At 69.0% G+C, this 26,443-nt stretch carries 20 protein-coding genes and 2 pseudogenes; 14 read left to right on the top strand and 8 right to left on the bottom strand.

Going from position 1 to position 26,443, the window contains the following annotated elements; all coding sequences use genetic code 11:
* The first annotated feature begins 152 nt into the window (after positions 1-152).
* Positions 153-1,163: an aldo/keto reductase gene (locus E7Y32_RS06785; RefSeq protein WP_146336449.1), complete on the top strand. Its 1,011-nt coding sequence runs from the start codon at positions 153-155 to the stop codon at positions 1,161-1,163.
* 21 nt (positions 1,164-1,184) lie between these two features.
* Positions 1,185-1,835 (top strand): MBL fold metallo-hydrolase, encoded by a 651-nt coding sequence (locus E7Y32_RS06780; protein WP_146336448.1) that lies wholly within the window; start codon positions 1,185-1,187, stop codon positions 1,833-1,835.
* A 112-nt stretch (positions 1,836-1,947) separates the two neighbouring features.
* Here E7Y32_RS06780 and E7Y32_RS06775 read toward each other — a convergent pair whose 3' ends face one another.
* The 3 genes and pseudogenes from E7Y32_RS06775 to E7Y32_RS06765 form a co-directional block, all read right to left on the bottom strand.
* A complete protein-coding gene (locus tag E7Y32_RS06775; protein ID WP_146336447.1) occupies positions 1,948-3,846 on the bottom strand; it encodes a DEAD/DEAH box helicase in 1,899 nt (632 codons plus the stop codon).
* A gap of 331 nt (positions 3,847-4,177) precedes the next feature.
* Positions 4,178-5,550, bottom strand: a pseudogene (locus tag E7Y32_RS06770) (MFS transporter).
* Positions 5,551-5,736: 186 nt separating this feature from the next.
* Complete coding sequence (locus tag E7Y32_RS06765; RefSeq protein WP_146336446.1) at positions 5,737-6,768, bottom strand: Lrp/AsnC family transcriptional regulator; 1,032 nt, start codon at positions 6,766-6,768, stop codon at positions 5,737-5,739.
* 163 nt (positions 6,769-6,931) lie between these two features.
* Here E7Y32_RS06765 and E7Y32_RS06760 point away from each other — a divergent pair, with 163 nt between their 5' ends.
* Positions 6,932-8,182, top strand: coding sequence for a M20 family metallopeptidase (locus tag E7Y32_RS06760; protein WP_146336445.1), 1,251 nt, complete (start codon positions 6,932-6,934; stop codon positions 8,180-8,182).
* A gap of 24 nt (positions 8,183-8,206) precedes the next feature.
* Positions 8,207-9,496 carry an MFS transporter gene (locus E7Y32_RS06755; RefSeq protein WP_146336444.1) on the top strand — a complete coding sequence of 430 codons (1,290 nt, stop codon included), beginning with the start codon at positions 8,207-8,209 and terminating at the stop codon, positions 9,494-9,496.
* A gap of 33 nt (positions 9,497-9,529) precedes the next feature.
* Here E7Y32_RS06755 and E7Y32_RS06750 read toward each other — a convergent pair.
* A pseudogene (locus E7Y32_RS06750) lies at positions 9,530-10,844 on the bottom strand (MFS transporter).
* 234 nt (positions 10,845-11,078) lie between these two features.
* Here E7Y32_RS06750 and trmB point away from each other — a divergent pair.
* Together trmB and E7Y32_RS06740 are read left to right on the top strand one after the other, a co-directional pair.
* The gene (gene trmB / locus E7Y32_RS06745; RefSeq protein WP_146336443.1) at positions 11,079-12,002 is read left to right on the top strand and encodes a tRNA (guanosine(46)-N7)-methyltransferase TrmB; all 924 of its coding nucleotides are present in this window, start codon (positions 11,079-11,081) and stop codon (positions 12,000-12,002) included.
* A gap of 126 nt (positions 12,003-12,128) precedes the next feature.
* A complete protein-coding gene (locus E7Y32_RS06740) occupies positions 12,129-12,974 on the top strand; it encodes a DUF1206 domain-containing protein (protein WP_146338317.1) in 846 nt (281 codons plus the stop codon).
* Positions 12,975-12,997: 23 nt separating this feature from the next.
* On the opposite strand, the gene E7Y32_RS06735 is transcribed toward E7Y32_RS06740, so the two are convergent.
* Together E7Y32_RS06735 and E7Y32_RS06730 are read right to left on the bottom strand one after the other, a co-directional pair.
* Complete coding sequence (locus E7Y32_RS06735; RefSeq protein ID WP_146336442.1) at positions 12,998-13,675, bottom strand: anti-sigma factor; 678 nt, start codon at positions 13,673-13,675, stop codon at positions 12,998-13,000.
* On the bottom strand, positions 13,672-14,172 hold the full coding sequence (locus E7Y32_RS06730) for a sigma-70 family RNA polymerase sigma factor (RefSeq protein ID WP_146336441.1): 501 nt from the start codon (positions 14,170-14,172) through the stop codon (positions 13,672-13,674). The genes E7Y32_RS06735 and E7Y32_RS06730 overlap by 4 nt, the downstream gene beginning before the upstream one ends.
* 153 nt (positions 14,173-14,325) lie before the next feature.
* Here E7Y32_RS06730 and E7Y32_RS06725 point away from each other — a divergent pair, with 153 nt between their 5' ends.
* Positions 14,326-14,886 carry a hypothetical protein gene (locus E7Y32_RS06725; RefSeq protein ID WP_146336440.1) on the top strand — a complete coding sequence of 187 codons (561 nt, stop codon included), beginning with the start codon at positions 14,326-14,328 and terminating at the stop codon, positions 14,884-14,886.
* On the opposite strand, the gene E7Y32_RS06720 is transcribed toward E7Y32_RS06725, so the two are convergent.
* Positions 14,883-15,764, bottom strand: coding sequence for a hypothetical protein (locus tag E7Y32_RS06720; RefSeq protein ID WP_261382560.1), 882 nt, complete (start codon positions 15,762-15,764; stop codon positions 14,883-14,885). The two genes, E7Y32_RS06725 and E7Y32_RS06720, sit on opposite strands and share 4 nt — an antisense overlap.
* 163 nt (positions 15,765-15,927) lie before the next feature.
* Here E7Y32_RS06720 and E7Y32_RS06715 point away from each other — a divergent pair, with 163 nt between their 5' ends.
* Positions 15,928-19,317 carry a DEAD/DEAH box helicase gene (locus tag E7Y32_RS06715; protein ID WP_146336439.1) on the top strand — a complete coding sequence of 1,130 codons (3,390 nt, stop codon included), beginning with the start codon at positions 15,928-15,930 and terminating at the stop codon, positions 19,315-19,317.
* 34 nt (positions 19,318-19,351) lie between these two features.
* On the opposite strand, the gene E7Y32_RS06710 is transcribed toward E7Y32_RS06715, so the two are convergent.
* Positions 19,352-19,750 carry a hypothetical protein gene (locus tag E7Y32_RS06710; RefSeq protein ID WP_186467064.1) on the bottom strand — a complete coding sequence of 133 codons (399 nt, stop codon included), beginning with the start codon at positions 19,748-19,750 and terminating at the stop codon, positions 19,352-19,354.
* A gap of 312 nt (positions 19,751-20,062) precedes the next feature.
* Between E7Y32_RS06710 and E7Y32_RS06705 the strand changes: the two genes are divergently transcribed.
* The 6 genes from E7Y32_RS06705 to E7Y32_RS06680 are packed head-to-tail and all read left to right on the top strand — an operon-like array spanning position 20,063 to position 26,430.
* The gene (locus E7Y32_RS06705) at positions 20,063-21,523 is read left to right on the top strand and encodes a fumarylacetoacetate hydrolase family protein (protein WP_146336438.1); all 1,461 of its coding nucleotides are present in this window, start codon (positions 20,063-20,065) and stop codon (positions 21,521-21,523) included.
* Positions 21,516-22,190, top strand: a complete 675-nt coding sequence (locus tag E7Y32_RS06700; protein ID WP_146336437.1) for a GntR family transcriptional regulator — start codon at positions 21,516-21,518, stop codon at positions 22,188-22,190. The genes E7Y32_RS06705 and E7Y32_RS06700 overlap by 8 nt, the downstream gene beginning before the upstream one ends.
* A 10-nt stretch (positions 22,191-22,200) precedes the next feature.
* Positions 22,201-23,715, top strand: a complete 1,515-nt coding sequence (gene hpaE, locus E7Y32_RS06695) for a 5-carboxymethyl-2-hydroxymuconate semialdehyde dehydrogenase (RefSeq protein ID WP_146336436.1) — start codon at positions 22,201-22,203, stop codon at positions 23,713-23,715.
* A gap of 50 nt (positions 23,716-23,765) precedes the next feature.
* Positions 23,766-24,842, top strand: coding sequence for a 3,4-dihydroxyphenylacetate 2,3-dioxygenase (gene hpaD, locus E7Y32_RS06690; protein ID WP_146336435.1), 1,077 nt, complete (start codon positions 23,766-23,768; stop codon positions 24,840-24,842).
* Positions 24,843-24,844: 2 nt separating this feature from the next.
* A complete protein-coding gene (hpaH, locus tag E7Y32_RS06685; protein ID WP_146336434.1) occupies positions 24,845-25,630 on the top strand; it encodes a 2-oxo-hept-4-ene-1,7-dioate hydratase in 786 nt (261 codons plus the stop codon).
* Positions 25,615-26,430, top strand: coding sequence for an HpcH/HpaI aldolase/citrate lyase family protein (locus E7Y32_RS06680; RefSeq protein ID WP_186467063.1), 816 nt, complete (start codon positions 25,615-25,617; stop codon positions 26,428-26,430). The genes hpaH and E7Y32_RS06680 overlap by 16 nt, the downstream gene beginning before the upstream one ends.
* Positions 26,431-26,443: the final 13 nt, after the last annotated feature.

Below are 26,443 nucleotides of genomic sequence, written 5' to 3'. Positions count from 1 at the left end.
CGCGACGGCGTGTTCCCCGCGGCGCGCCGTCGTCGAGGCCCGGGCAGCGGTCAAAGGTGGGGAGAACCTGGGGCCTAGGTCCGGAATAGCCGCGCGGGCGCCGGAGTTCTTGGCAGGGACGGCACTACTGCAGCAGTGACAGGAGACCAAAGATGAATGCAGCGACAGTCCGGCTGGGCGACGGCCTCAGCGTCAGTCCCCTGGGGTTCGGCGGCATGGCCCTGACTCCCGTGTACGGGGAGGTGGATCCGGCGGAGGCGCTGGCCACTCTGCACCATGCGGTGGACGCGGGCGTCAGCTTCATCGACACGGCGGACATCTACGGCGGCGGCAGCAACGAGGAGCTGATCGCCAAGCTGCTCAAGGGACGCCGCGGCGAGGTGCAGCTGGCCACCAAGTTCGGCCTGGTGGGGACGCCGGCCACCGGCTACTCGGACATCCGGGGGGACGCCGCCTACGTGCGGCAGGCCGTGGACCGCAGCCTGAAGCGCCTCGGCACCGACACGATCGACCTGTACTACATGCACCGCCGTGACCTCCGCGTTCCGATTGTGGAAACCGTGGAGGCCATGGCGGGGCTGGTGCAGGCCGGCAAGGTGCGGCACCTGGGTCTGTCCGAGGTGACGGCCGAGGAGCTGCGGGAGGCCAGCAGCGTCCATCCGATCGCCGCAGTCCAAAGCGAGTGGTCCATCTGGAGTCGCGACGTGGAACGCAACATCGTGCCTGCCGCTGCCGAACTCGGCGTCGGTTTTGTGCCGTACTCGCCGCTGGGCCGGGGATTCCTCACCGGCACCGTGGACGCCTCCAAACTGGGCAGCAACGACTTCCGCCGCAACATCCCGCGCTTCGCCGAGGCAGCACTGGATGCCAACCAGACTGTGGTGGCCGCGGTCCGGGCGGTCGCCACCGAGCTGGGCCGCCCCGGCCAGGCTGCAACGCCCGCCCAGGTGGCCCTCGCTTGGCTGATCGCGCAGGGCCGGAAGCTCGGCCTGCCCGTGGTCCCGATCCCCGGCACGCGCAAGGCCGACCGGATCGATGAAAACCTCGGCGCTTTGACGCTCGACCTGACCCCGGCGCAACTGGAGCGGCTCGACGCCGCTGCGGACGCCGTCGTCGGTTCCCGTTCAGCGGACCCCACATGGGTGTCCGAGGGCCGTGAATAGCGAATCAGTAGACTGCAGCCCATGGACTCGCTCATACACTCGCTTCGTGACATCACCATCCGCCGGATTTCGGTCAGCGAGATGGACAACAACGTGTACCTGCTTACCGCCAAGGCCTCCGGCGCGCAGCTGCTGATCGACGCAGCCGACGACCTGGCCGCGATCCAGGGCCTGCTGGCCGACGCCGCTGCAGACACGGCCGCGGCGCCGAAACTGACGCTGATCGCAACCACGCACCAGCACTGGGACCACGTCCGCGCACTGCCCGGCCTCGTTGAAGCGACCGGCGCAAAGACGGCGGCGGGGACGGATGACGCCGCCGAGCTGCCGGTGAAGGTTGATGTGCTGCTCGATCACGGCGACGTCGGCAACTTCGACGGTTTCGACGTGACGGCGGTGCATCTGCGCGGCCATACCCCGGGATCGGTGGCCTTCGTGTACCAGGACCCGGAGGGCCCGGCGCACATCTTCTCCGGCGACTCGTTGTTCCCGGGAGGCGTCGGCAACACGCAAAAAGATCCCGAGCGCTTTGCCCAGCTGCTCAGCGATGTCACGGAGCGGCTGTTCGACGTCTATCCGGATGACACCGTGGTCCACCCGGGCCACGGCAAGCCCACCACCCTTGGTGCGGAGCGCCCGCACCTGGAGGAGTGGCGCGCCCGCGGCTGGTAATAAGGCAGCGGCTGACCCGCTTGGGGCCCCAGCTCAACCACCGATAGTTGAGCTGAGGCCACGACCGCCGGGTTCCCTGACCGAGCTTGCGAGGTTAGGGAGCGGTTGGGGATTAGCGGCTGCGGCGTTCGTTCGACGCCGGGGCCGACGCGCGGCGGGGGCCGCCGCTACGTGCCGGACGGCCTTCGCCGGAGCGGCCGTTGCCGCCACCTGCGTAGGATCCGCCGGAGGTGCCACCGGTGTTGGAGGACCACACGGGCGCCGAACCGCCGGACTTGGCGCCGGCAGCTGCCCGCTGGCCGGTTGCCGGGCGTCCGCCGCGCTGGCCACCGGCCGGCGCGCCGGCCCGGCCTGCGCCACCCGTGCGGGGTGCGCCGCTGCGGGGTGCGCCACTGCGGGGTGCGGAACCGCCGCGGGAGTCGCTACGACCCTCCGCAGCGCGACCGTCCGAGCCACGGCCAGCCGAGGCGCGGCCGCCGGCTGCGGGAACATCGTTGTGGTGCGCGTAGGCCGTGGTGCGGCCACGGCCCCGGGCGTTGCGCCGCTCGGCGCGCTCGGCGTCGGCCCGGTCCTGGTTCTTTTCCGCGACGCGCTCTGCGGCGTTTCGGGCAGCGGCCTGGCCTTCGTAGGCCACGGCGCGGCGCTCGGCGCGGGGAAGGTCCGTGCGGGGCGCCTCGGCGGAAACCCGGCCCCGGCCGCCGCGTCCGCCCCGGCCACCCGCGGTGGGTGCAGCCTGGCGGCGGGCGCGCTTGCGCTCGGCGTTGGCACCGGTGGAGGTGCCGCCGCCCTGCTGCTTGGCCTTGGTGGCCAGCAGCGCGGCGCGGGTGCGCGGATCGATCTTCTCGGCCATTTCGCCCACCAGCTCCGCGACCAGCGGGGAGTTGGCGGTGACGCGCTCGAAGTTGACCTCGACGCCGGCGGCCTTCATCAGCTTCTTGACGTCGGACTGCTGCTCGGGCAGGGTCAGCGTGACCACGGTACCGTCGGAACCGGCGCGGGCGGTCCGGCCCGAGCGGTGCAGGTACGCCTTGTGCTCCGTGGGCGGATCCACGTGGATGACCAGCTCGACGTCGTCGACGTGGACGCCGCGGGCCGCGACGTCCGTCGCCACCAGAACGCGGACGTCACCGGAGGAGAACTCTGCGAGGTTGCGGTCACGGGCGTTCTGCGAGAGGTTGCCGTGGAGGTCGACGGCAGGGATGCCGGCGTCGGTCAGGGTCTTGGCCAGCTTGCGGGCGTGGTGCTTGGTGCGCATAAAGAGCACCCGGCGGCCGGCGCCCGAGGCGAGCTCAACGATCAGCTGCTTCTTGACGGTCTGGTCGTTGACCACCAGGACGTGGTGCTCCATGGTGGTCACTGCGGCCTGCGGGTCGTCCACGGAGTGGGTCAGCGGGTTGGACAGGTAGCGCTGGACGATCTTGTCCACGCCGTTGTCCAGGGTGGCGGAGAACAGCAGGCGCTGGCCCTGGGTTGGGGTCATGTCCATCAGCTTCTTGACTACCGGGAGGAAGCCGAGGTCGGCCATGTGGTCCGCCTCGTCCAGGACGGTGATCTCAACGGCCTCGAGGGTCAGGATGCGCTGGCGGATCAGGTCCTCCAGGCGGCCCGGGCAGGCGATGACAATGTCGACGCCGGCGCGCAGGGCCTTTTCCTGGCGGGCCTGGGAGATGCCGCCGTAAATCACGGTGGTGGTCAGGCCCATGGCCTTGGCCATCGGTTCGATGGTCGCGTTGATCTGGGTGGCCAGTTCGCGGGTGGGTGCAAGGACCAGGCCCATGGGGCGGCCGGGCTTGCGGAAGTGCGCGGCTTCCCGCTCAGCGAGTCGTGCTACAAGCGGGATGGCGAAAGCGATGGTCTTGCCGGAGCCGGTGCGGCCGCGGCCCAGGACGTCGCGTCCGGCCAGGGTGTCCGGCAGGGTCTTGACCTGGATGGGGAACGGCGTTTCGATCCCCTGGGCGGTGAGGGTGTCGGCGAGGGCCTTGGGCGTGCCGAGGGCAGCAAAAGTAGTCATAAGTTTCAAGGTCTTTCAGGCGGTATCCATACGGATATCGGCCCCCGGCGCCGGTTGGACCAGGGGTTCGCCGAAGAAAAGTCAGGTGATCAACCGGGCTGCCAGCAATTTTGCCGGCGGCCGGGACCAAATAGAACGCGTTCATCGACGCAGGATGTGCCTCTCACATGAATAAAGCCCACCGCTGCGCCGGGTTCCGGAGGAATCCTGCAGGGGATCCGCCCCGGGCCGAAGCTGGCCGAACCGAATCCAGAGTGGGCATCACTGCACATCAAGTTCCTTCAGTCTAGCATCTGCGCGCCCGCTCCCGTTTTCGGGGGGCCGGACGCGCCTATGCCGGGCTGGCGCCGGACACCCTGGGCGCGACCGCCACGACTGCGACGCCGATCGCGGCGGTCAGAGCGAATACGCCCGCGAAGGGTGCGGCGCCGGCGCCGCCTGTCCCCGTTGCTGCCGTCGTGAACGCCGCGAAGACGAGCCCCGTGGAGGCCAGGGCCAGGGCGCCTCCGAGAGAATCGGAGATGGACATCGCCGAGCTATTGAAGCCCTCGTTGCGTTTGGTGGACAAGGCCAGGGTCATGACGCTCAGGCGCGCGTACATTAAGCCCATGCCGCCGCCGGCGAACACCCACGCGGTGATCACGACGGCGGCCGGCCACTGAAGGACTGTGGTGACCAGCACCAGGACGATGGCGCCCAGCACGAGGGCGGCGCCGGTTCGAACAGCGCGGCGGTGATCCAGGCGCGCCCCGAGCCGGCCCTGCACCGCGGACCCGGCAGCCCAGGCGACCGCGCCACCGGTGAGGGTCACTCCGGCAAAGGCGGACGAGAATGCGTAGCGTTCCACGAGAAGGTAGGGCAGGTAGACCTCGGCACCAAAGAACGACGCCGAAGCCAGCCCGCGGGTCAGGATGACGCTGGGCAGGCCGCGTCGGGCGGTCAGGGTTCCGCGGGGCAAGAGCGGACGGACCGCAACCAGCGCGACGGCGACGGCTGCGACGGCTGCGACGGCCCAATGCCGCCCGCCGTCGGAAGCCTGTCGGAGAGATTCAGGCCGAGCACGGCGAGCGCCGCGAGCGCGGCCCACGCCAGGCGGCGAAGCCCAGGAGGCCGCGGGGTACCGGCGGGGCCCCCGTTCCCGGGCAAAGATTGCGCCGCCGTTTCCGCTTCGGTTTCGGGACCGCCGCGCAGTCCGCGCAGGGCCGGGACGATCATCAGCAGAGCCGGCACCACCAGCCCCACGACGCCGAGGAACACCCAGTGCCAGCTGAGCAGTTGTGCCACCAGCCCGGCGGCGAACGGGCCCACCAGGGAGGGGATCACCCAGGCTGCGGAAAAAGCGGCGAAGATCTTCGGGTGCAGGACCGGCGGATAGACGCGGGCGAGCACAACGTAGAGCGCCACCGTCATTGCACCGCCGCCCAGACCCTGCACGAGCCGTCCGGCAACGAGGGCCGGCATGGTCCCCGCAGTTCCGGCGATCAGCAGGCCCAGGACGAACAGTGCCACCGACGCGCAGAGCGGACCCACCGGGCCGCGCCGGTCCGACCAGTTGCCGGCCGCCACCATCCCGATCACGCCCGTGGCCAGCGGTCCGGCGAAGGCCAGGGCGTAGAGGCTGGCGCCGTCGAGTTCCCGGCTGACCAGCGGCATGATGGTGGTCACCGCCAACGATTCGAAGGCCGCCAGGAACACAAGGGCCAGGGCGCCGAGTGTCACCAGCAGGTAGCGGCGGTGGAAAATGCCGGCAGCTTCCGGGGCGTCAGCGCCGCGGGGTGCGGGCGGGTCGGTGTGGGGCACGTGCCACAGCCTACAAGAGCGCCGCTCCCCCGGCGCCCGGCGTGCAGCGGCAGGGCAGCGGCTGGGCCCCGACCGGGCGGACCCCGGAACTCAGCCGGCGGCGTCGAGCCCCTGCGCCGGCACCACGACGGCGCCGCTCGCCCGGGAGTCCGGGTTCAGCATCCAGCCCACGCGCTTCACGGTGCTGAGCATGATGACACTTTCCACGAGCACGATGCCGGGCACCTTTTGCTGCAGCACCAGCTCGATGCTCATGACGTCCGCCAGGGACTGCAACCACATGATGATCACAAAGTTGGTGGGGCCCGTGGTGGAGGCGCTGAGCCGCACGTTACGCATGGTCTTCAGCTCGGCGGCCGCGGCCTCGTGCCGGCCGGCCGGGACGTTCACGAACCATTGGCAGGTCACGGGGAAGGCGGAAAGCTTCTGGGCGACCTCGCAGCGGAAGGACAGGATCCCGCTGGCGAGCACTCGGTTGAGCTGCCGCTGGACGGTGGCGGGGTGCCGGCCCAGCGCGCGGGCTATGTCCGCCGCCGTGGCCCGGCCGTCCTTGGCCAGGAAGGGCAGCAGGGCCAGGTGGCTGGCCGGAAGCTCGTCCCGGGCGGTGGAATGAACGGCCCCCGTGGTCTCAGCGCCCGCCATGGCGCGCACGGTGGCCTGCTGGGCCCGGCTCAGCACGTTAAGCCGCCAGGAGCCGCCGCTTGAGTGCAGCCGGGTGCACAGGGCGATCTGGTACTTGAGCAGTCCGTCAATCTCCTTCAGCCGCGACACCACCCTGGAGCTGAAGTCGTCCAGGGAAGGGGTGATTACGGTCAGCATCAGGTCCCGGTTGCTGGCCGCCTCTTCCACCGTCACGATTTCCGGCATCCCGGCGAGTTCCGCTGTTACTTCCTCGCGCCGGTTCATGTCGCAGTCCACGGCCACGAACGCCAGGCACATCTGATGCGGGTCGCCGATCAGGTGCGCGGTGACCCAGGAGACGCCGGCCGCCCGCAGCCGTTCCCAGCGGGCGGCGAGGGTGGTGGCGTGAACGCCAAGCACCTCCGCCGCGTCCGCCCAGCTCAGGCGCGGGGCGATCTGCAGGACATTGATCAGGGCAAGGTCGTCCTCACTGAGTTCCATAGTTTCCCCTTCAACGGTGCACGAATCCTGCAGGGAGACGTACTTTTTGCATATTTTCAGACGTTTCCAGGCCTGTGAGTCAGGTCACTCCAGAATAGACGAAAGTCCACGCCAGGCCGACCCCGGCCGCACCCACCACAGCACCCACCACAAAGGAGACCACGTGCCGATCACCGCAGACGCCCGCGAAATGCAGGCGGACCTTGCCCGCTTCCGCCATGAACTGCACCGGGAGCCGGAGATCGGGCTGACGCTGCCCCGGACCCAGGAGAAGGTGCTCCAGGCCCTCGACGGACTCGGCTACGAGATCACACTCGGCCAGGACACGACGTCGGTCACGGCGGTCCTGCGCGGAGGGGCCCCCGGCGCCGGCATCCGCCCGGCCGTGCTCCTGCGCGCGGACATGGACGGCCTGCCGGTGCAGGAAAAGACCGGCGTGGACTACACCTCCAGGATCGACGGCGCCATGCACGCCTGCGGCCACGACCTGCACACCGCCATGCTCACCGGGGCCGCCACCCTGCTGGCCGAACGCCGGCACCGGCTCTCCGGCGACGTCGTCCTGATGTTCCAGCCCGGTGAGGAGGGCTTCGACGGCGCCAGCCACATGATCCGCGAAGGCGTGCTGGACGCGCCCGGCCGGCGGGTGGACGCCGCCTACGGCATGCACGTCTTCTCCGCCCTTGAGCCGCACGGAACGTTCTGCACCAAGCCCGGCGTCATGCTCAGCTCCTCCGACGGCCTGACGGTGACGGTGCTCGGCGCCGGCGGCCACGGCTCGGCCCCGCACTCGGCCAAGGACCCGGTCACCGCAGCCGCCGAAATGGTCACCGCCCTGCAGGTCATGGTCACCCGCCAGTTCAACATGTTCGACCCCGTGGTCCTGTCCGTGGGCGTCCTCCAGGCCGGCACCAAGCGCAACATCATCCCGGAAACCGCCCGCATCGAGGCCACCATCCGGACTTTCTCCGAGGAATCCCGGCAGAAGATGATGGAGGCCGTGCCGCGGCTGCTGAAGGGCATCGCGGCGGCGCACGGGCTCGACGTCGACGTCGACTACCAGCAGGAGTACCCGCTCACCATCACCGACGAGGACGAGACCCGCACCGCGGAGACCGTCATCGAGGGCATGTTCGGCGATTCGCGGCTGGCGCGCTGGGCCACCCCGCTGAGCGGTTCCGAGGACTTCTCGAGGGTCCTCGCCGAGGTCCCCGGCACCTTCATCGGCCTAAGCGCCGTCCCCCGCGACGCCGACCACACCACCACCGCGTTCAACCACTCCCCGTACGCCACGTTCGACGACGGCGTGCTGGCCGACGGCGCCGCGCTCTACGCGGAACTCGCCATCTCCCGGCTGGCAGCCCTTGCGGCCGCCTCCGCCCCGGCCCACGCCGCCGCCCCCACTCATTCCTAACCCCATTCCCAAGGGAGAAGACCCATGACTGCAACCGCGTCCATGCCAACGGCAACCCGGACCTCCACCCGCAAGACCATCATCGGCACCGGCATCGGCAACGCCGTCGAATGGTACGACTGGGCCATTTACGCCACGTTTACGCCGTTCATCGCCAGCCAGCTTTTCAGCAAGTCCGATCCGGCGTCGGCGGTGCTGTCCACCCTGGCGATCTTCGCCGTCGGGTTCGTGGCTCGTCCCTTCGGCGGCTTCCTGTTCGGCTGGATCGGTGACCGGATCGGCCGCAAGGCGTCCATGACGCTGGCCGTGGGCCTGGCATCCGTGGGCAGCCTGATGATCGGCATCGCGCCGACCTTCGCGGCGGTCGGCGCCTGGGCCTCACTGATGCTGCTGGTGGCACGGCTGGTCCAGGGCCTGGCGCACGGCGGCGAGCTGCCGTCGTCGCAGACCTACCTCTCCGAGATGGCCCCGCGGGAACACCGGGGCTTCTGGGCCACCCTGATCTACACCTCCGGAACCGTGGGAATCCTGTTCGGAACCCTGCTGGGCGCCGTGCTGAACATGGCCCTGAGCACCGAAGTGATGAACGCCTGGGGCTGGCGCATCCCGTTCCTGGTCGGCGCGGCGATGGGTCTGTACGCCCTGATCATGCGGTCCCGGCTGCACGAAACGGACGTCTTTGCTGGCGAAGCCGCGGAGGAAAAGCGCGCCCCGATCTGGCCGCAAATCGTCCGGCACCGCAAGCAGGCGCTGCAGGTGATCGGCCTGACGGTCGGCCTCACGGTCATCTACTACATCTGGGGTGTTGTGGCCCCCAGCTACGCCACCACCGCGCTGAAGATCGACCGCGGCGAGGCCCTGTGGGCGGGCGTGGTCGGCAACATCGTCTTCATAGCCGCACTGCCCTTCTGGGGCAAGCTGTCCGACCGGATCGGCCGCAAGAAGGTGCTGTGGTCCGGGGCCATCGGCGCCGGCATCATGCACTTCCCGATGACCGCCCTGCTCAAGGACTCCGCCTGGCAGCTGGCCGTGAGCATGTCCGTGATGCTGATCTTCATCGCCGCGAGCGCTGCGATCGTTCCGGCCGTCTACGCCGAGCTCTTCCCGACCAGCATCCGCACCGTGGGCGTCGGAGTGCCGTACTCCATCTGCGTGGCTCTGTTCGGCGGGACCGCACCCTACCTCCAGCAGTGGCTGGGCTCAAGCCTGCAGCTGCCGCAACTGTTCAATGTGTACGCAGTCCTGCTCCTGGCCGTCTCCGCCGTCTTCGTCTTCACCATCCCGGAGACGAAGGGCAAGGACCTCACACTCTGAGTTCGCGCGCCAGGGCCGGTTGCTCCCACCTGGTCAGCCGCCGACGAAACGGTCCTTGCCCGCCCGGAAGCCGAACACGGCCGCCAGGGAGCCGACCACCAGGAAGAGGACCCCTGCCGCGGCGAAGGATCCCGTGGCCTGGTGCAGCTGGCCCACCAGCAGGGTTCCGGCCGACCCGACGCCGTAGCCCACCCCCTGCATCATGCCGGAGAGGTGGGCTGCGGTGTGGGCGTCGCGGGTGCGCAGCATGATCATGGTGAGGGCCACCGCCGTCAGGCTGCCTTGGCCCAGGCCCAGCAGCCCGGTCCAGACCCAGACCAGGTCCAGCGGGCCGAAGATGCTTAAGGCGAACCCGCCGCCGGTCATCAGGGCCGCCACCGTGTTGATGGCGCTGGTCCCGGAGCCGGGCCGCGAGCGCCGGGGCAAACAAGGACCCCAGCATCTGCAGCACAATCGAGGCGGACACGATCAGGCCCGCTGTGCCGCCGTCCACCCCCCGCTCGCGCAGGATCGGCGCCAGCCAGGCGAAGACGCTGAAGGACATCATCGCCTGGAACACCATGAACCCAGTCACCTGCCAGGCCACCGCCGAGCGCCAAACGCTGATCCCGCTGGCCGCGGTCCCGTGCCGTCCTTGGCGCTGGGCCGCCGCCAAGGGCAGGAACAGCAGCAGCACGACGCCGGCGGGCAGCGCCCAGAACCACAGCGCCGCCGTCCACTGGCCGCTCGCGCTGAACAGCGGGTAGGTGAAGCCGGCGCCGAGGGCCGCGGAAGCGCACATCGCGGTGGTGTAGAGCCCGCCCATCAGGCCGAGTCGATGCGGGAAGTCGCGCTTCACGAGGCCTGGCAGCAGGACGTTGCAGACCGCGATGGCGGCGCCGCAGGCCGCCGTGCCGGCCAGGAGCGCGGGCAGGTGGCCGACGCCGGGCATGTCCACGGGGCGCAGCAGCAGGCCTGCGGTCAGCACGGCCGTGGCTCCGAGCAGCACCCGTTCGGCCCCGAACTGGCGGGCCAGCCGCGGCGCGAGCGGGGCGAACACACCAAGCAGGGTCACCGGCGCCGTGTTCAGCGCGGCGACGGCCCAGGCGGGCAGGCCGACGTCGGCCGTCACCTCCGGAAGGACCGCGGCGAAACTGGAGAAGACAGTGCGCAGGTTCAGTCCGATCAGCACCAGGCAGACGCCAAGATAGGCCAGCGTGCGGCGGCCCCCGACGACGGTCGGCTCTGCCGCGGGAACGTCGTCGATCTCGGCGTCCACCAAGGGTTCCAGCCGCTGGTGCCGGTGACCGCCGGCTGCGCTGCGGGCGGTGGAGCCCTGGGAGCTTTTTGATGCAGTCACGTACGCCATTCTGGCAGGCTCCGTGCCGCCCGCCGTTTCAACAGCGGCACCGGCGGTGGTCCCCCGTCAGTTCCGGCGGCGTGGTCGGCTTCCCGGTCAAGATCCGCTGCCTGGCTGTCCCAGTATTCGCGTGTCGCGCCATTCATGCGGACAGCCTGCTATGGGGCCCGGACAGGGCAAGCTGGCGCCAGCCCGCCCGGCCGGAACCGGAGCGGCCGCCGGAACTCCACTATTCTGGAGGTGATGAGTGAGTCTCCAGAATCCCCCCAGCCGTCGCAGGATCCCCGCCCGGTCACGCCCGGCAGCCAAGCCTCCTTTGGCACCTACGGCGGCCGGCCGGTCAGTTTCGTGCGCCGCGGAACCCGCCTGCAGGGCCGGCGCCAGGCCGCGTGGGAAGAGCACTCGGACCGGTGGGCGGTCGAAGTGCCGCGGCACGTCGCCAACACTTCCGTACATCCGGACTACGTCTTCGACGCTGAAGCCGAATTCGGCCGGAAGGCCCCGCTGATCGTGGAGATCGGCTCGGGTCTCGGCGACGCCGTGTGCCACGCGGCCGAGCAGAATCCGGACACGGACTTCCTCGCCGTGGAGGTCTACACCCCGGGCCTGGCCAACACCCTCATCAAAATCAACAGCCGCGGGCTGACCAATGTCCGGGTGGTGGAAGCCAACGCCCCCGAGGTGCTGGCCAGCATGCTCCCGGAGGGTTCGGTCACCGAGCTCTGGGTCTTCTTCCCTGACCCGTGGCACAAGTCCCGGCACCACAAGCGCCGCCTCATCCAGCCCGCCTTCGCGGAACTCGCGGCCCGAGCGCTCAAACCCGGCGGCATCTGGCGGATCGCGACCGACTGGTCCAACTACGCCGTGCATGTCCGTGAGGTCCTGGCGGGCTCGGCCGACTTCGAGAACCTGCACGACGGCGAGCGCAGCGGCGACGACAGCCCGCTCACGCAGGTCTGGGAGTCCGGCGTCGAGTCAGTCGTGGGAGGCGCCCCGGTCAAGGAAGGCCGCGCCCCGGTCAGCACCGAGCACACCGGCCCCAACGAGGGGGTCGACGACGTCGGCGGCTGGGCGCCCAGGTTCGAGGGCCGGATCCTGACCAGCTTCGAAAACAAGGCCCACGAGGCCGGCCGGCTGATCTTCGATCTCTGCTACCGCCGCCGCTGACGCGGCCGGCCGCAGGGACGGCAGGCCCGGGTCCGCCATTGGTGCCGCGTAGCTGCTGTCTCGCGGCCGATTCCCGTGGCACGATTACGGGATATACATGGCTGGCGGCGGCAACACCGCAGCGGAATAGCTCAAGGACGCAAGGGACCGACCATTAAAAAAGAACTTCAGGACGCCGCCGAAGTCGCCGAGGAGGTCACCAATTCGAAGCCGCTCGAATACGCGGCACGGGCCGGGTTTGCCGTCTCCGGAATCCTGCACTTCCTGATCGGACTGGTCGCGATCAGGCTCGCCATGGGCGGCCAGGGGCAGGCCGATGTGAGCGGTGCCGTTTCGGAGCTGGCCGGCCAACCGGCGGGCCCCATCCTGCTGTGGAGCGCCTTCGCCGCCTGCGTCGCGCTGGCAATCTGGCAGACCAGTGATGCCATCTTCGACTTCTCACACCTGCCGACCAAGAAGAAGATCGCCAACAAATCTAAGGCCGCCCTCCAGGCAGTCGTCTACACCGGGTTCGCGCTCACCTTGGCTTCCGTCGCTATCGGCGCCCATGCAGACCACCGGCGCTCCACCAGCGACCTCACCCTGCAGCTCATGCAGGCCCCGGGCGGCGTCCTCTTGCTGATCGTCATCGGTGCCGCGGTGGCCGTGACCGGGGTGGTCTACGCCATCCGCGGCTTCAGGAAGTCATTCATCAAGTATCTGCGCATGCCCTCCAATGAGCACGCCCGGACCGCGGTGTCCGTCACCGGAATCGCGGGCTACGCAGCCAAGGGTGTTGCGCTGCTGCTGACGGGCCTGCTGGTCGTCATAGCCACGGTGAAGGCGGACCCGGACGAATCGACAGGCCTCGACGGCGGGCTGAAGGCCTTACGCGACCAGCCGCTGGGTATGTACATGCTGGCCGCCGTCGGCGCGGGGCTGATCTGCTACGGCGTTTTTATGGCCGTCCGGGCCCGGCTCGCCCGGATGTAGGAGTGGGCCCCCGGCTACGGGCCCTACCCCCGCGGCACGGCTATGACGGCCATGGTCTGCTGGCCGTTCCGCATCTCAATCCTGGCGATGTTGGCGAGCTGCAGCGGCGTGGCTCCGGTGACGCGCGCCTTCCCGCTCGCCGTTGCCGTCCAGGCGCAGGCGCGGTCTTCGCCGCCGTCGCCGGCCCTCACCCAAAGCGACAAGGTCCCGTCCAGCGGGAGGCTCCGGCCGTCGACGGCGAGCTCGGTACCCCAGCTCTTCTTGACCAGGGACACCGTGAACTGCAGCCCGTCGCCGGCCTGGACGGAGTAGCTGGCATCCGGCTTGGGCGGCTGGTTGAACAGCGGCGCGGCCAGGATGCCGAGCGCCAGGCACGCCGCCGCAGCGGCAGCGAGCGCCGCGGTCCACCGGCGTCGAATCGCCCGACGGCGGGAGGACAATTCCTCGAGCAGCCGCCGGGGCACCGCCGGAGCGGAATCCGACGGCGCCGGCTCTCGCCCGGGGGCGGCAGCGGCCCCGAGCGCGACGGCGTCGGGCACCGGGACCGCGTCCAGCAGCGCCGGGAGGCTGGCGAGCTCATCGAGTTCGGCGCGGCAGTCCCGGCATTCGGCCAGATGCCGTTCGAAGGCCGCGGACTCGTCCGGCCGCAGGCCGCCGAGCAGGTACGCCCCGAGCAACTGGTGGCGTTCGGGTCCGTTCACCGCTGCACCCCCATTTCGTCCAGGATGGTCCGGAGCGCCCGGACAGCGTAGAAGGCCCGGGACTTCACCGTGCCGGCTGGAATATTCAAATGGTCGGAAGCCTCCTGGACGGTGAAGCGGCGGTAATGGAGGGCCACCAGCACGTCCCGGTGTTCGGCGCTGAGGCGCAGCAGGGCCTCCTCCATCAGGACCCGGTTGAGCAGCTCATCCACCCGGTCGGCGGCCCCGGCCGGGTCGGGCACGTCCCGCTCCGCCGCTTCAAGCGGCCGGTGCTGGGCCCTGCGGTAGTTGTCGATCAGGATGTTGCGCGCGGTCCGGAACAGGTAGCTGCGCAGGCTGCCGGTGATCTGCGGCGCCTGCCGCCAGATGCGCAGCACCGTTTCCTGCACCACGTCCTCCGTCAGTTGCGGGTCGTGGCAGGCGCCCAGGACGAACCGCCGCAGGGCCGTGCCGTGGTCGCGGTAGATCGCAGCAACTACATCTTCATCAAGCGGCACGCGGCACCTCCCGGGCTTTCTCCTGCTGCCCCACTAGGACGTCCATACGATCGAAAAAGTTCACCGGCCCGCCCGTGAACCATTCTTCACCCGCCGCCGTCGTATCAACTAGCCGGACCGCGAGAGGACCGGCACCGAGCCAAGGAGCCAATCATGACAAAGCACTACGGCGCCACCCTGTCCGCCCTCGCCCTCGCCGCGGTTCTTTCCGGCTGCGCCGGCGGCACCGGAACCTCCACCTCGCCGGCGTCCACCGCCGGCACGACGACTGGTCCTGCCACTTCGTCCTCCACCCCGGCAGCGTCCACCCCGGCAGCGGGCAGCGAGTCGGGCGCCCCGGCGTCCGCCGCGGCGCTCAAGACGGCGGCGACCAAGGCGGGGCAGGTGGTGGTCGACGCCAAAGGCATGAGCGTCTACTACTTCACCAAGGACACCAAGGACTCCGGCACCAGCGCCTGCACCGGCTCCTGCATCGCGGCGTGGCCGCCGGTGCTCGCCGACTCCGACGCGCCCGCTGTCGAAGGCGTCACGGGCAAGATCGGGACCATCGCCACGCCGGAAGGCAAAAAGCAGCTGACCATCAACGGGATGCCGGTGTACTACTACGTCAAGGACAAGGCCCCCGGCGACATCACCGGCCAAGGCGTCGGCGGAGTCTGGTACCTCGTGAACCCGGCCGGGGAGATGATCACCTCCGCTGCGGGCGGTTACTAGGAGCCGGACTCTGGCTCGTCGTCGCCGTCCTCGTCCACAAACTCGACGGCGGCCACGATCTCCCGGGTCTCCGGGTGGACCATGTAAGCCTCGTCGTCGTCCTCCAGCATGAGGAACTCGCCCTGGTCCGTGGTGAAGTGCCAGGCCAGGACCCGTTCGCCGTTGTGGTCGTGGTTCGGGTCGCCCATGGTGATCTTCAGCAGGGTGTGTCCGGCCACCTCGCAGAGTTCCCGGATGATCTGTTCGAACTCCGGTGCGGTCAGGCGTTCCTCCTCGGCTGCCTCGGCCTGGCGTTCCGCCAGGTTGGGGATCCGGGACACCCGTTCGTGGATGTGCCGGTCGAGTTCGTCTCCGTCCAGGACCAGCAGGTCCGGCTGGCTGCGGAGCCAGGCAGCGTTGAGTGCGACGAGGTCCTCGGTTTCCAGCAGCGGCTCGAATTCGCCGTCGAGCCGCTCCAGGAGCTGGACGGCCTCCGGCGCCCCGGCCTCGCTGCCTTCCCCGTCGAGGTACGCGTCGGCTTCCTCGTCCGAGAGGGCGTCGAAGGCGGCCACGCTGCGGTTGAACAGGTCCAGGTGCGCCGTCGCGCCCATGCCGGCGAGCCCGGCCCGGATGTACCCGTCAATTTCCGCACGCTCCGGCACGGTGAAGACGTACTGGGCGAAGCCCCCGTCGAGGGCCTGCGTCAGGTAAAAGTCCACGTAGTAGCTGCACAGCGCGGCGGGCGCGATCTCCTCGGCGTCGAGCAGTTCCGCGTACATGGCATTGACGACGTCCACGTTCGCGTCCACAACGTCCACGTTGCCGCCGTGCAGGCTGTCCCTGGTCAGGACCGGGGCGTGGCCGGTGGCGGTCGGGCTCGGGATCAGGCTGCTGCTCATGGGGAATCCTCACGGTGGTGCGGGTGCTGCTCCGGTCCCCTCCACCGTAGGTCTGCGCCGTTGCCGGCGACCCCTGCGGCAGGTGAACGTCTGGCGAAGTTTCCGGTCCCCGCCGGGCTGGCTAAGATGGATCAGATGACCAACTGCTGAAAGTAGTGCGCACATGCCATCCCATCCGGACGAGAGTGCGGCACTGGCAATACAGACCCCCGCGATCAACGACCGCTCCCTCGCGGCCGGGCTTGCCTACGCCATGGGGAGCCGGGTTTCCGGGATGTCCTTCGATCCCGCCACCGGTCTGCTGCTCGGCAAGGTCCGCGGCGGCGCGCCCGTGCCGTATTCGACAACGGCGAAGCTGGTGCGCAAGGGAAGCGGCTGGAGCTGCAGCGTCGGGGTGTGCAGCTGCCCCGTCCGGAAGGACTGCAAGCACGTGGCGGCGCTGCTTTTCGCCGCCGAGGACAACCCGGCCACCCGCATGCAGTTGCTGGCACCCGCCGGTTCCTCCCGGCTCTCCCGCCAGCCCCCGGCCCAGGACCTGCCGGACTGGGAACAGGCGCTCAGCCCGCTGCTCGCCCGGCCGGGAATCACCGCCTCGACCAACGGCGTCCCGCTGGCGCTGCAGTTCGAGATCGAGGAACCGGCACCGCATTTCTCCTACACCGGACGCCGGGATCCGCTGCGCAGCGTCCGCCAGCTGAAGGCCCGCCCGGTCATCATGGGCGCCAAGGGCAAGTGGATCCGCGGCGACGTTTCCTGGAACACGCTGAGCTACCTGAATTACCGGCGTGAGTGCAACGAAGCGCACGTCGAGTGGATGCTGGAATTCCTGGCCTCGCATACCGCCCTGGCCAACCGCCAGCACTCCGGCACCGCGCCCTGGCTGGGGCTGAACACCTACGCCGGGAAGAACCTGTGGAGCCTGCTGGCCGAAGCCCGGAAGATCGGCCTCGTCCTGGTCCACGGCCGCGGGGACGACCCCGTGCACCTGGCCGGCGAGCCGGCCGCCGTCGGACTCAACCTGACCCGGCTCGGCGCCGAGGAGAACGACGGCGGCGGGCTGGCGCTCGCCCCGACCATCACCGTGGAGGGGACAGTGGTTGATCCGGCGTCGGTGGGCACAATCGGCCGGCCAGCCCATGGGATCTTCCTGGCCTCCGACGCCGACGCGCTGCCCGGCGTCGCTCCGGGGGATGCGGCGATCACGCTCGCGCCGCTGGAGGGCGGCCTGAGCGAGGAGCTCCTGACCTTCGTCACCGCCGGCACCACGCTGCGCATTCCGGCCCGGGACGAAGGCCGCTTCCTGACCGGGTTCTATCCCAAGCTCAAGCAGACCGCCCGGGTGACGGCTTCCGACGAATCCGTGGAGCTGCCCGCCCTGGCGGTCCCCACCCTGTCCCTGCTGGCGGACTACGGCGCCGACCACCGGGTCCGGCTGCACTGGGAGTGGCACTACACCTCCGGCACCCTGGTTACGGCCCAGCCGCTGTGGCGTCACCCGGGTGACCACGGCTACCGCGACGATGCCGCCGAGGCCCGGATCCTGGAGACCGTGGGCCAGCCCTGGGACGTGGTGCCGAAGCTCGGCGAATCCGCCACGGGCGGCTGGGGCACTCCCCGGCTGGCGGCGTCCGCGGAACTCAGCGGCCTGGACACGCTCGCCTTCACCGAGGAGGTCCTGCCCCGGCTCAGCGAACTGCCGGAGGTCTCCGTGGACACCGCCGGCGAGATGGCCGACTACCGCGAGGCCGAGGAGGCCCCGGTGGTCTCGATCTCCACCAAGGCCACCGAGCAGCGGGACTGGTTCGACCTGGGCATCCAGATTTCGCTCGAGGGCCAGCCGGTCTCCTTCGCTGCCGTCTTCTCCGCCCTCGCGGCGGGCCAGACCAAGATGCTGCTGCCCAGCGGCGCCTACTTCTCCCTGGACTTGCCTGAGCTGCACCAACTGCGCGCCCTGATCGAGGAAGCCCGGGAGCTGCAGGACAACAAGGACGCACCGCTGCAGATCAGCCGCTTCCAGGCCGGGCTCTGGGACGAGCTGGCGCAGCTGGGGATCGTCGACGAGCAGGCCGCCGCCTGGCGCGAGGCTGTGGGCGGGCTGCTGGAGGGCGGGGTCAAGGGGCTGCCGCTGCCGCCCACCCTGAATGCCGAGCTGCGCCCGTACCAGCTGGAGGGCTTCAACTGGCTCAGCTTCCTCTACCGCCACGGCCTGGGCGGGGTGCTGGCCGACGACATGGGCCTGGGCAAGACCGTCCAGGCGCTGGCGCTGATCTGCGCCGCCAAGGTCGCGGCCGCTGAGGCAGACGTTCCAGCGACGGCCCCCTTCCTCGTGGTGGCGCCCACTTCCGTGGTGGGCAACTGGCAGGCCGAAACCGCGCGGTTCGCGCCCGGCCTCACGGTCCGGGCCATCAGCGAAACCTTCGCGAAGAGCGGCTCGGTGCCGGCCGAGGCGATGGCGGGCGCCGACGTTGTCATCACGTCCTACGCGCTGTTCCGGATCGACTACGAGGCCTATGCCTCCCGGCAGTGGGCCGGCCTGGTGCTGGACGAGGCCCAGTTCGTCAAGAACCACCAGTCCAAGGCGTACCAGTGCGCCCGGAAACTCCCCGCCGGCTTCAGGCTGGCCATCACCGGCACGCCGCTGGAGAACAACCTGATGGAATTCTGGGCGCTGACCTCGATCGTGGCGCCGGGGCTCTTCTCCAGCCCCAAGCGCTTCGCGGAGTACTACCAGAAGCCGGTGGAGAAGAACGGTGACAAGGCGCAGCTGGACAAGCTCCGCCGCCGGGTCCGCCCGCTCATGATGCGCCGCACCAAGGAACAGGTCATCCACGATCTGCCGCCGAAGCAGGAGCAGGTCCTCGAAGTCGTCTTGAACCCGCGGCACCAGAAGGTCTACCAGACGCATCTGCAGCGCGAGCGGCAGAAGATCCTGGGCCTGATCGAGGACGTCAACAAGAACCGCTTCACGATCTTCCAGTCGCTGACCCTGCTGCGCCAGCTCAGCCTCGATCCGTCGCTGATCGACCCCTCCCTCTCGGGGGTGCGCTCCAGCAAGCTCGACGTGTTGTTCGAGCAGTTGGAGGATCTTGTGGCGGAGGGCCACCGGGCGCTGATTTTCAGCCAGTTCACCGGCTTCCTCGGGAAGGTCCGCGAGCGGCTCATCGACGAAAACATCGAGTTCTGCTACCTCGACGGCGGCACCCGCAACCGCACCGACGTCGTCAACGAGTTCAAAAACGGCGCAGCCCCGGTGTTCCTGATCAGCCTGAAGGCCGGCGGCTTCGGCCTGAACCTGACCGAGGCGGACTATGTTTTCCTGCTGGACCCGTGGTGGAACCCGGCGTCGGAGGCGCAGGCGGTGGACCGGACCCACCGGATCGGGCAGGCGCGCAACGTGATGGTCTACCGGCTCGTGGCGAAGGACACCATCGAGGAGAAGGTCATGGCGCTCAAGGCCAGGAAGTCCCAGCTGTTCGCCGACGTGATGGAAGGCGATGCCCTTTCCGGCGGGGCGCTGACCGCCGAGGACCTGGCCGGGCTCTTCACCGACTAGGCTGCCCGGTGGCTGAGGGTCGGCCGGGGATGGCTCAGGCGGCGGCGGGCGCGGTGACGAAACGTGTCGCTGCGCGGCTCCGGAGCCAGCGGCCGAGCTGTTTGCCCTTGCCCTTCCACCAACTGTCCTCGTCGCTGTCGTGGTGCCAGCGGAAAATGACGGACACCAGGACGAAGACACCGCCGGCTACCTGTTCCCAAGCTCCCGACGCCGCCTGGACCAACACGATCAGGAGCATGCTGAGGATCGACGGCAGCGCCAGGGTGCGGAACACCGTGTTGGCCACATAACGGCGTCGGGTCCGCGGCACGGAGACGGCCCGGACCAGGTCAAAGCAGACGCAGACGACGACGAGCGCCTGTCCGAGGGTCAACAGGAGCAGCCCGGGCAGAGAGCTTCCGAAGAGGGCGACGGCCTGCAATCCGGAGTTCATGGCCGGTCCGCGATCGTTGCGGACACCGGCGCTGTCGCGTCCGGAATCAGTGAAGTGAACATGTGCTGCCCCCCGACATTTGCACTGGAACTCCTGTTTTGGGCTGCCACCCGACTGCCAAGACAATTCAACCGGCAGCCCGGGCGGGAGTCACGGGCTGCCGGTACGCGACTATGCGGGCACGACCACCTGACTTTTGTCGCGGGTACTCAGTTACGGCGGCCCGACTACTTGGTCCGGTTAGGGGTTGACGTGCCACGATTCGTGAGGGATAGTTTCGTATACGATATCGTACTCGTTGAGGAGTAGCACTTGGAACAGGTCACCGACCACACCCTGGCCTCGGCCCGCAAGGTCATCGCGGTGCACATCAATTACCCCAGCCGGGCGGCCCAGCGCGGCCGGACGCCCGAGCAGCCGTCCTACTTCCTGAAGCCATCGTCCTCCCTGGCGCTCAGCGGCTCGAGTGTCGAGCGCCCGGCCGGCTGCGAACTCCTCGGCTTCGAAGGCGAGATCGCTTTGGTCATCGGCAAGCCCGCCCGCCGTGTGGCCATCGACGACGCCTGGAGCCACGTGGAGTGGGTCACCGCCAGCAACGACCTCGGCGTCTACGACCTCCGTTACGCGGACAAGGGATCCAACCTCCGGTCCAAGGGCGGCGACGGCTTCACCCCCGTAGGCCCGGCCCTGCTCGCGGCGGACGCCGTTGACCCCGCCAAACTCCGGGTCCGCACCTGGCACAACAGCAGCCTGGTCCAGGACGACAGCACCGAGGACCTGCTCTTCCCGTTCGCCCGGCTCATCGCGGATCTTTCCCAACTGCTCACCCTCGAAAAGGGCGACATCATTCTCACCGGCACTCCCGCCGGCGCCTCCGTGGCCAAGCCCGGCGACCTCGTCGAGGTTGAAGTCAGCAGCGCAGACCTCAGCACCGGCCGCCTCGCCACCCGGATCGCCGAGGGAACGACGCCGTTCGCCGACTTCGGCGCCCGGCCGAAGACCGACGACCTCCAGCGGGAGGAGGCGTACGGCTCGCGCGAGGCGGCGGGGCTCGCGTCCCCCGCACCTGCCCTCGCCCCCGAGCTGAAGGCCAAGCTGGAGAGCGTCTGCACCGCCACCCTGTCGTCCCAGCTGCGCAAGCGCGGCCTGGACAACGTCAGCATCGACGGCCTGACCTCCACCCGGCCGGACAAGCGGATTGTGGGCCTGGCCCGAACGTTGCGCTACGTCCCCAACCGCGAAGACCTGTTCAAGACCCACGGCGGCGGCTTCAACGCCCAGAAGCGGGCCATCGATTCCGTCAACGACGGCGAGATCCTGGTCATGGAGGCCCGGGGCGAGAAGGGCACCGGCACCATCGGCGACATCCTGGCCCTCCGCGCCCAGGTCCGCGGCGCGGCGGCCGTCATCACCGACGGCGGGGTCCGCGACTTCTCCGCCGTCGCTGCCCTGGACATGCCCACCTTCTACGCCAACCCGCACCCGGCGGTCCTGGGGCGCCGGCACATCCCGTGGGACACGGACATCACCATCGCCTGCGGCGGCACGACCGTCCAGCCCGGGGACATCATCGTGGCCGACGCGGACGGCATCCTGGTGATCCCGCCGGCGCTGGCCGAGGAACTCGCGGATGATTCGATCGCGCAGGAGCGTGAGGAATCATTCATCGCCGAGATGGTGCAGCAGGGCCACAGCGTGGACGGCCTGTACCCGCTCAACGCGGCATGGCGGGCGCGCTTTGAGGAATGGGAAGCCGGCAAAGCCCATGGGTGACACCACCAGCACCGCTGGCCCGCAGGCAGTCAGCAAGTCCGAGCGGGCCTATGCGGCCGTCAAGGGCCGGATCGTGGACGGGTCGTACTCCCCTGGATACCGGCTGGTACTGGCGAAGATCGCCGAGGACCTGGGCGTTAGCGTGGTGCCGGTCCGCGAAGCCATCCGCCGGCTCGAGGCAGAAGGCCTGGTGAAATTCGAGCGGAACGTCGGAGCCACCGTCTTCGGGATCGACCCCACCGAGTATCTCTACACCATGCAGACCCTGAGCATCGTGGAGGGGGCAGCGACGGCGCTATCGGCACCCCTGATCAGCGCGCCGGACATCGCTAGGGCACGGGCGGTCAACGCCGAGATGCGCGAGTGCCTGCAGGACTTCGACCCCGACCGGTTCACCCGCTTGAACCAGGCCTTCCACGGCATTCTGTTTGAGCACTGCCCCAACCCCCACATCCTGGACTTGGTCCACCGGGGCTGGAACCGGCTGGCGTCCCTCCGCTCGTCCACCTTCCGTTTCGTCCCCCGCCGCGCCCGGGAATCGGTGCAAGAACACGAGATGCTCCTGCGGCTTATCGAGTCGGGCGCGAGCGCCGACGAGATCGAAAAGGCCGCCCGCCTGCACCGCTCCGCAACCCTGGACGCCTACCTCGCCCAGGGCAACAGTTAGGAAGACAACAATGACGTTTACTGCTCCTGCTACCACAACCCGCTACGTCCCGCAGGACCTGCCCACCCATATCCAGCACTACATCAACGGTGAATTCGTGGACTCCGTGGGCGGCAAGACCTTCGACGTCCTGGACCCGGTCTCCAACGAGACCTACGCCACCGCCGCCGCCGGCCAGAAAGAGGACATCGACCTCGCCGTCGCCGCCGCGCGCAAGGCCTTTACCGAGGGCCCGTGGCCGCGGATGAAACCGCGCGAACGCGCCCGCGTGCTGAACAGGATCGCCGACGCGGTCGAGGCCCAGGAGAGCCGCCTCGCGCAGCTCGAAACCTTCGACACCGGCCTGCCGATCACCCAGGCCAAGGGCCAGGCGCTGCGCGCGGCCGAGAACTTCCGCTTCTTCGCCGACCTGATCGTGGCCCAGTTCGACGACGCCATGAAGGTCCCCGGCGCCCAGATCAACTACGTCAACCGCAAGCCGATCGGCGTCGCCGGCCTCATCACCCCGTGGAACACGCCCTTTATGCTCGAATCCTGGAAGCTCGCCCCGGCGCTGGCCACGGGCAACACCGTGGTGCTCAAGCCTGCCGAATTCACCCCGCTCTCCGCCTCGCTCTGGGCGAAGATCTTCAAGGACGCCGGCCTGCCCGACGGTGTCTTCAACCTGGTCAACGGCCTGGGGGAGGAAGCCGGGGACGCCCTGGTCAAGCATCCGGACGTCCCGCTGATCTCCTTCACCGGTGAAACCACCACGGGCAAGACGATTTTCCGCAACGCCGCGGAGAACCTCAAGGGCCTCTCGATGGAACTTGGCGGCAAGAGCCCGGCGATCATCTTCGCCGACGCCGACCTCGACGCCGCGATCGACTCGACCCTGTTCGGCGTGTTCTCGCTCAACGGCGAACGCTGCACCGCCGGCTCCCGCATCCTGGTCCAGCGCGGCATCTACGCGGAGTTCTGCGAGAAGTACGCCGCCCGGGCAAAGAACATCGTCGTCGGCGATCCGCATGATCCGAACACCGAGGTCGGAGCCCTGGTCCACCCCGAACACTACGAGAAGGTCTCCCGCTACGTGGAGATCGGCAAGTCTGAGGGCCGGCTGCTGGCCGGCGGCGGCCGCCCGGACCATCTCCCAGAGGGCAACTACATCGCCCCCACCGTGTTTGCCGACGTCGCCCCGGACGCCCGGATCTTCCAGGAGGAGATCTTCGGCCCCGTCGTCGCCATCACCCCCTTCGACACCGACGACGAAGCCCTCGCGCTCGCGAACAACACCCGCTACGGCCTCGCCGCCTACATCTGGACCCAGAACCTGACCCGCGCGCACAACTTCTCCCAGAACGTCGAGGCCGGCATGGTCTGGCTCAACAGCCACAACGTCCGCGACCTGCGCACCCCCTTCGGCGGGGTCAAGGCCTCCGGCCTCGGCCACGAGGGCGGCTACCGGTCCATCGACTTCTACACCGACCAGCAGGCCGTCCACATCACTCTGGGCGCCGTCCACACCCCGAAGTTCGGCGCCTGAGCCTTCCGGCCAGCGCCACCCCAGAACCCTTTCAAAGAAGAGAGAATCCCATGACCAACTTCATCCCCACCCCCACGGTCCCGGCACCGGACATCGTCCGCTGCGCCTACATGGAGATTGTGGTCACCGACCTCGCCAAGTCCCGTGAGTTCTACGTGGACCTCCTGGGCCTGCACGTGACCGAGGAGGACGAGAACGCGATCTACCTGCGTTCCCTCGAAGAGTTCATCCACCACAACCTGGTGCTGCGCAAGGGCCCCATCGCCGCCGTCGCGGCCTTCGCCTACCGGGTGAAGTCCCCCGCCGAAGTGGACGCCGCCGAGGCTTACTACAAGGAACTGGGGTGCCGTACCGAGCGCCGCAAGGACGGCTTCACCAAGGGCATCGGCGACGCCGTCCGCGTCGAGGACCCGCTTGGCTTCCCTTACGAATTCTTCTACGAGGTGGAGCACGTGGAACGCCTCACCCAGCGCTACGATCTCTACTCCGCCGGCGAGCTGGTCCGGCTGGACCACTTCAACCAGGTCACCCCGGACGTCCCGCGCGGCCGCAAGTACCTCGAGGACCTCGGCTTCCGCGTCTCGGAGGACATCCAGGACTCCGACGGCGTCACGTACGCCGCGTGGATGCACCGCAAGCAGACCGTGCACGACACCGCCCTGACCGGCGGCAACGGCCCGCGCATGCACCACGTCGCGTTCGCCACCCACGAGAAGCACAACATCATCCAGATCTGCGACAAGATGGGCGCCCTGCGGATCAGCGACCGGATCGAACGCGGCCCCGGCCGGCACGGCGTCTCCAACGCGTTCTACCTGTACATCCTGGACCCGGACGGCCACCGCGTGGAAATCTACACCCAGGATTACTACACCGGAGACCCGGACAACCCCACCATCACCTGGGACGTGCACGACAACCAACGCCGCGACTGGTGGGGCAACCCCGTGGTCCCGTCCTGGTACACCGAAGCCTCCCTGGTCCTGGACCTCGACGGGAACCCCCAACCGGTGATCGAACGCACCGACGCCTCCGAAATGGCCGTCACCGTGGGGGCCGACGGATTCTCCTACACCCGCAAGGAAGGCTCTGCGGCCGAGGGGTTCAAGCTCGGGGCGCAGCTGTAGCCATGCTGGATGCCAAGACGATCGAGGCCATCGCCGACGAACTGCTGGAAGCCGGCCGCAGCCGGACCCCGGTCCCCCGCCTGACAGCCCGCTACCCGGACATGACCGTGGAGGACTCCTACGCCGTGCAGCAGCTCTGGCGGCGCCGCAATGAGGACGCCGGCCGGACCCTGGTGGGCCGCAAGATCGGCCTCACATCCCGGGCCATGCAGGCCGCCACGGGCATCACCGAACCGGACTACGGTGCGATTTTCGATGACATGGTGCTTGAGACCGGCTGCTCAGTGGAGTGGGACCGGTACACGCATCCGAGAGTTGAGGTGGAGCTGGCGTTCGTGCTGAAGGATGCGCTCAAGGGACCCGGCTGCACCATCTTCGACGTCCTGAACGCCACCGACTACGTGGTGCCGGCCCTCGAAATCCTGGACTCCAGGATCGAGATGGACGGCCGGACCATCGTGGACACCATCGCGGACAACGCCGCGATGGGCGCCATGGTGATCGGCGGCAACCCGGTGAAGCCGGACACCGTCGACCTGCGCTGGATCTCGGCCATCCTGTACAAGAACCAGACCGTGGAGGAAACCGGTGTTGCCGCCGGCGTCCTTGACCATCCGGCCAACGGGGTGCACTGGCTGGCCAACAAGATCGCCGCACACGGGGACGCCATGAAAGCCGGCGACATCGTCCTCGCCGGCTCGTTCACCCGGCCGATGTGGGTGTACAAGGGTGATACCGTCCACGCGGACTACGGACCATTGGGGAGCATCACATGCCGTTTCGAGTAGACAACACTTTCCGGGACGCCCTGCGCAGCCAGACCGGCGCCTCCGGACGGCCTTTGGCCGGGATGTGGGTGTGCTCGGGCAGCCCCCTCGTGGCCGAAATTTGTGCCGGCTCCGGGCTCGACTGGCTCCTGGTCGACGCCGAGCACAGCCCCAACGGACTCGAATCCATCCTCGCCCAGCTGCAGGCCATCCACGGCTATCCGGTCCACACCTTGGTCCGGCCCCCGGTGAACGACACGGTGGTGATCAAGCAGTACCTGGACCTGGGCGCCCAGAACCTGCTGATTCCCATGGTGAACTCGGCGGCGGAGGCGCAAGCCGCCGTCGCCGCCACCCGCTATCCGCCGCACGGCGTACGCGGCGTCGGCTCGGCCTTGGCCCGGGCCGCGCGCTGGAACCGGGTCCCTGACTACCTGGCCCGCGCCGGCGAAACCATCAGCGTCACGGTCCAGATCGAGTCGGTGGCGGCAGTAGATGCCGTGGCGGACATCCTGAACGTGGATGGTGTGGACGCGATTTTCCTGGGGCCCTCCGACCTTGCAGCGTCCATGGGCCTGCTGGGACAGCAGGAACATCCCGAGGTCCGCGCCGCCGTTGAGCACTGCCTCTCCGCTGCAAAGGCGGCAGGCAAACCCGCCGGCGTCAACGCTTTCAACCCGGACACCGCCCGGCACTACCTCTCCAGCGGTGCCGGTTTCATCCTGGTGGGGGCCGACGTCGCACTGCTGGCCCGGGGCTCCGAGGCCCTTGCCGCGCAATTTGTGCGGTCGGCCGACGGCGACTCCCCCGCCAGTTACTGACCCCGGTCGGCGT

The organism is Arthrobacter sp. UKPF54-2 (assembly GCF_007858535.1).
Classification (GTDB): Bacteria; Actinomycetota; Actinomycetes; order Actinomycetales; family Micrococcaceae; genus Arthrobacter.
Note: the sequence above shows the minus strand (reverse complement) of the source record. Positions and strands in the feature narration are given on the sequence as shown.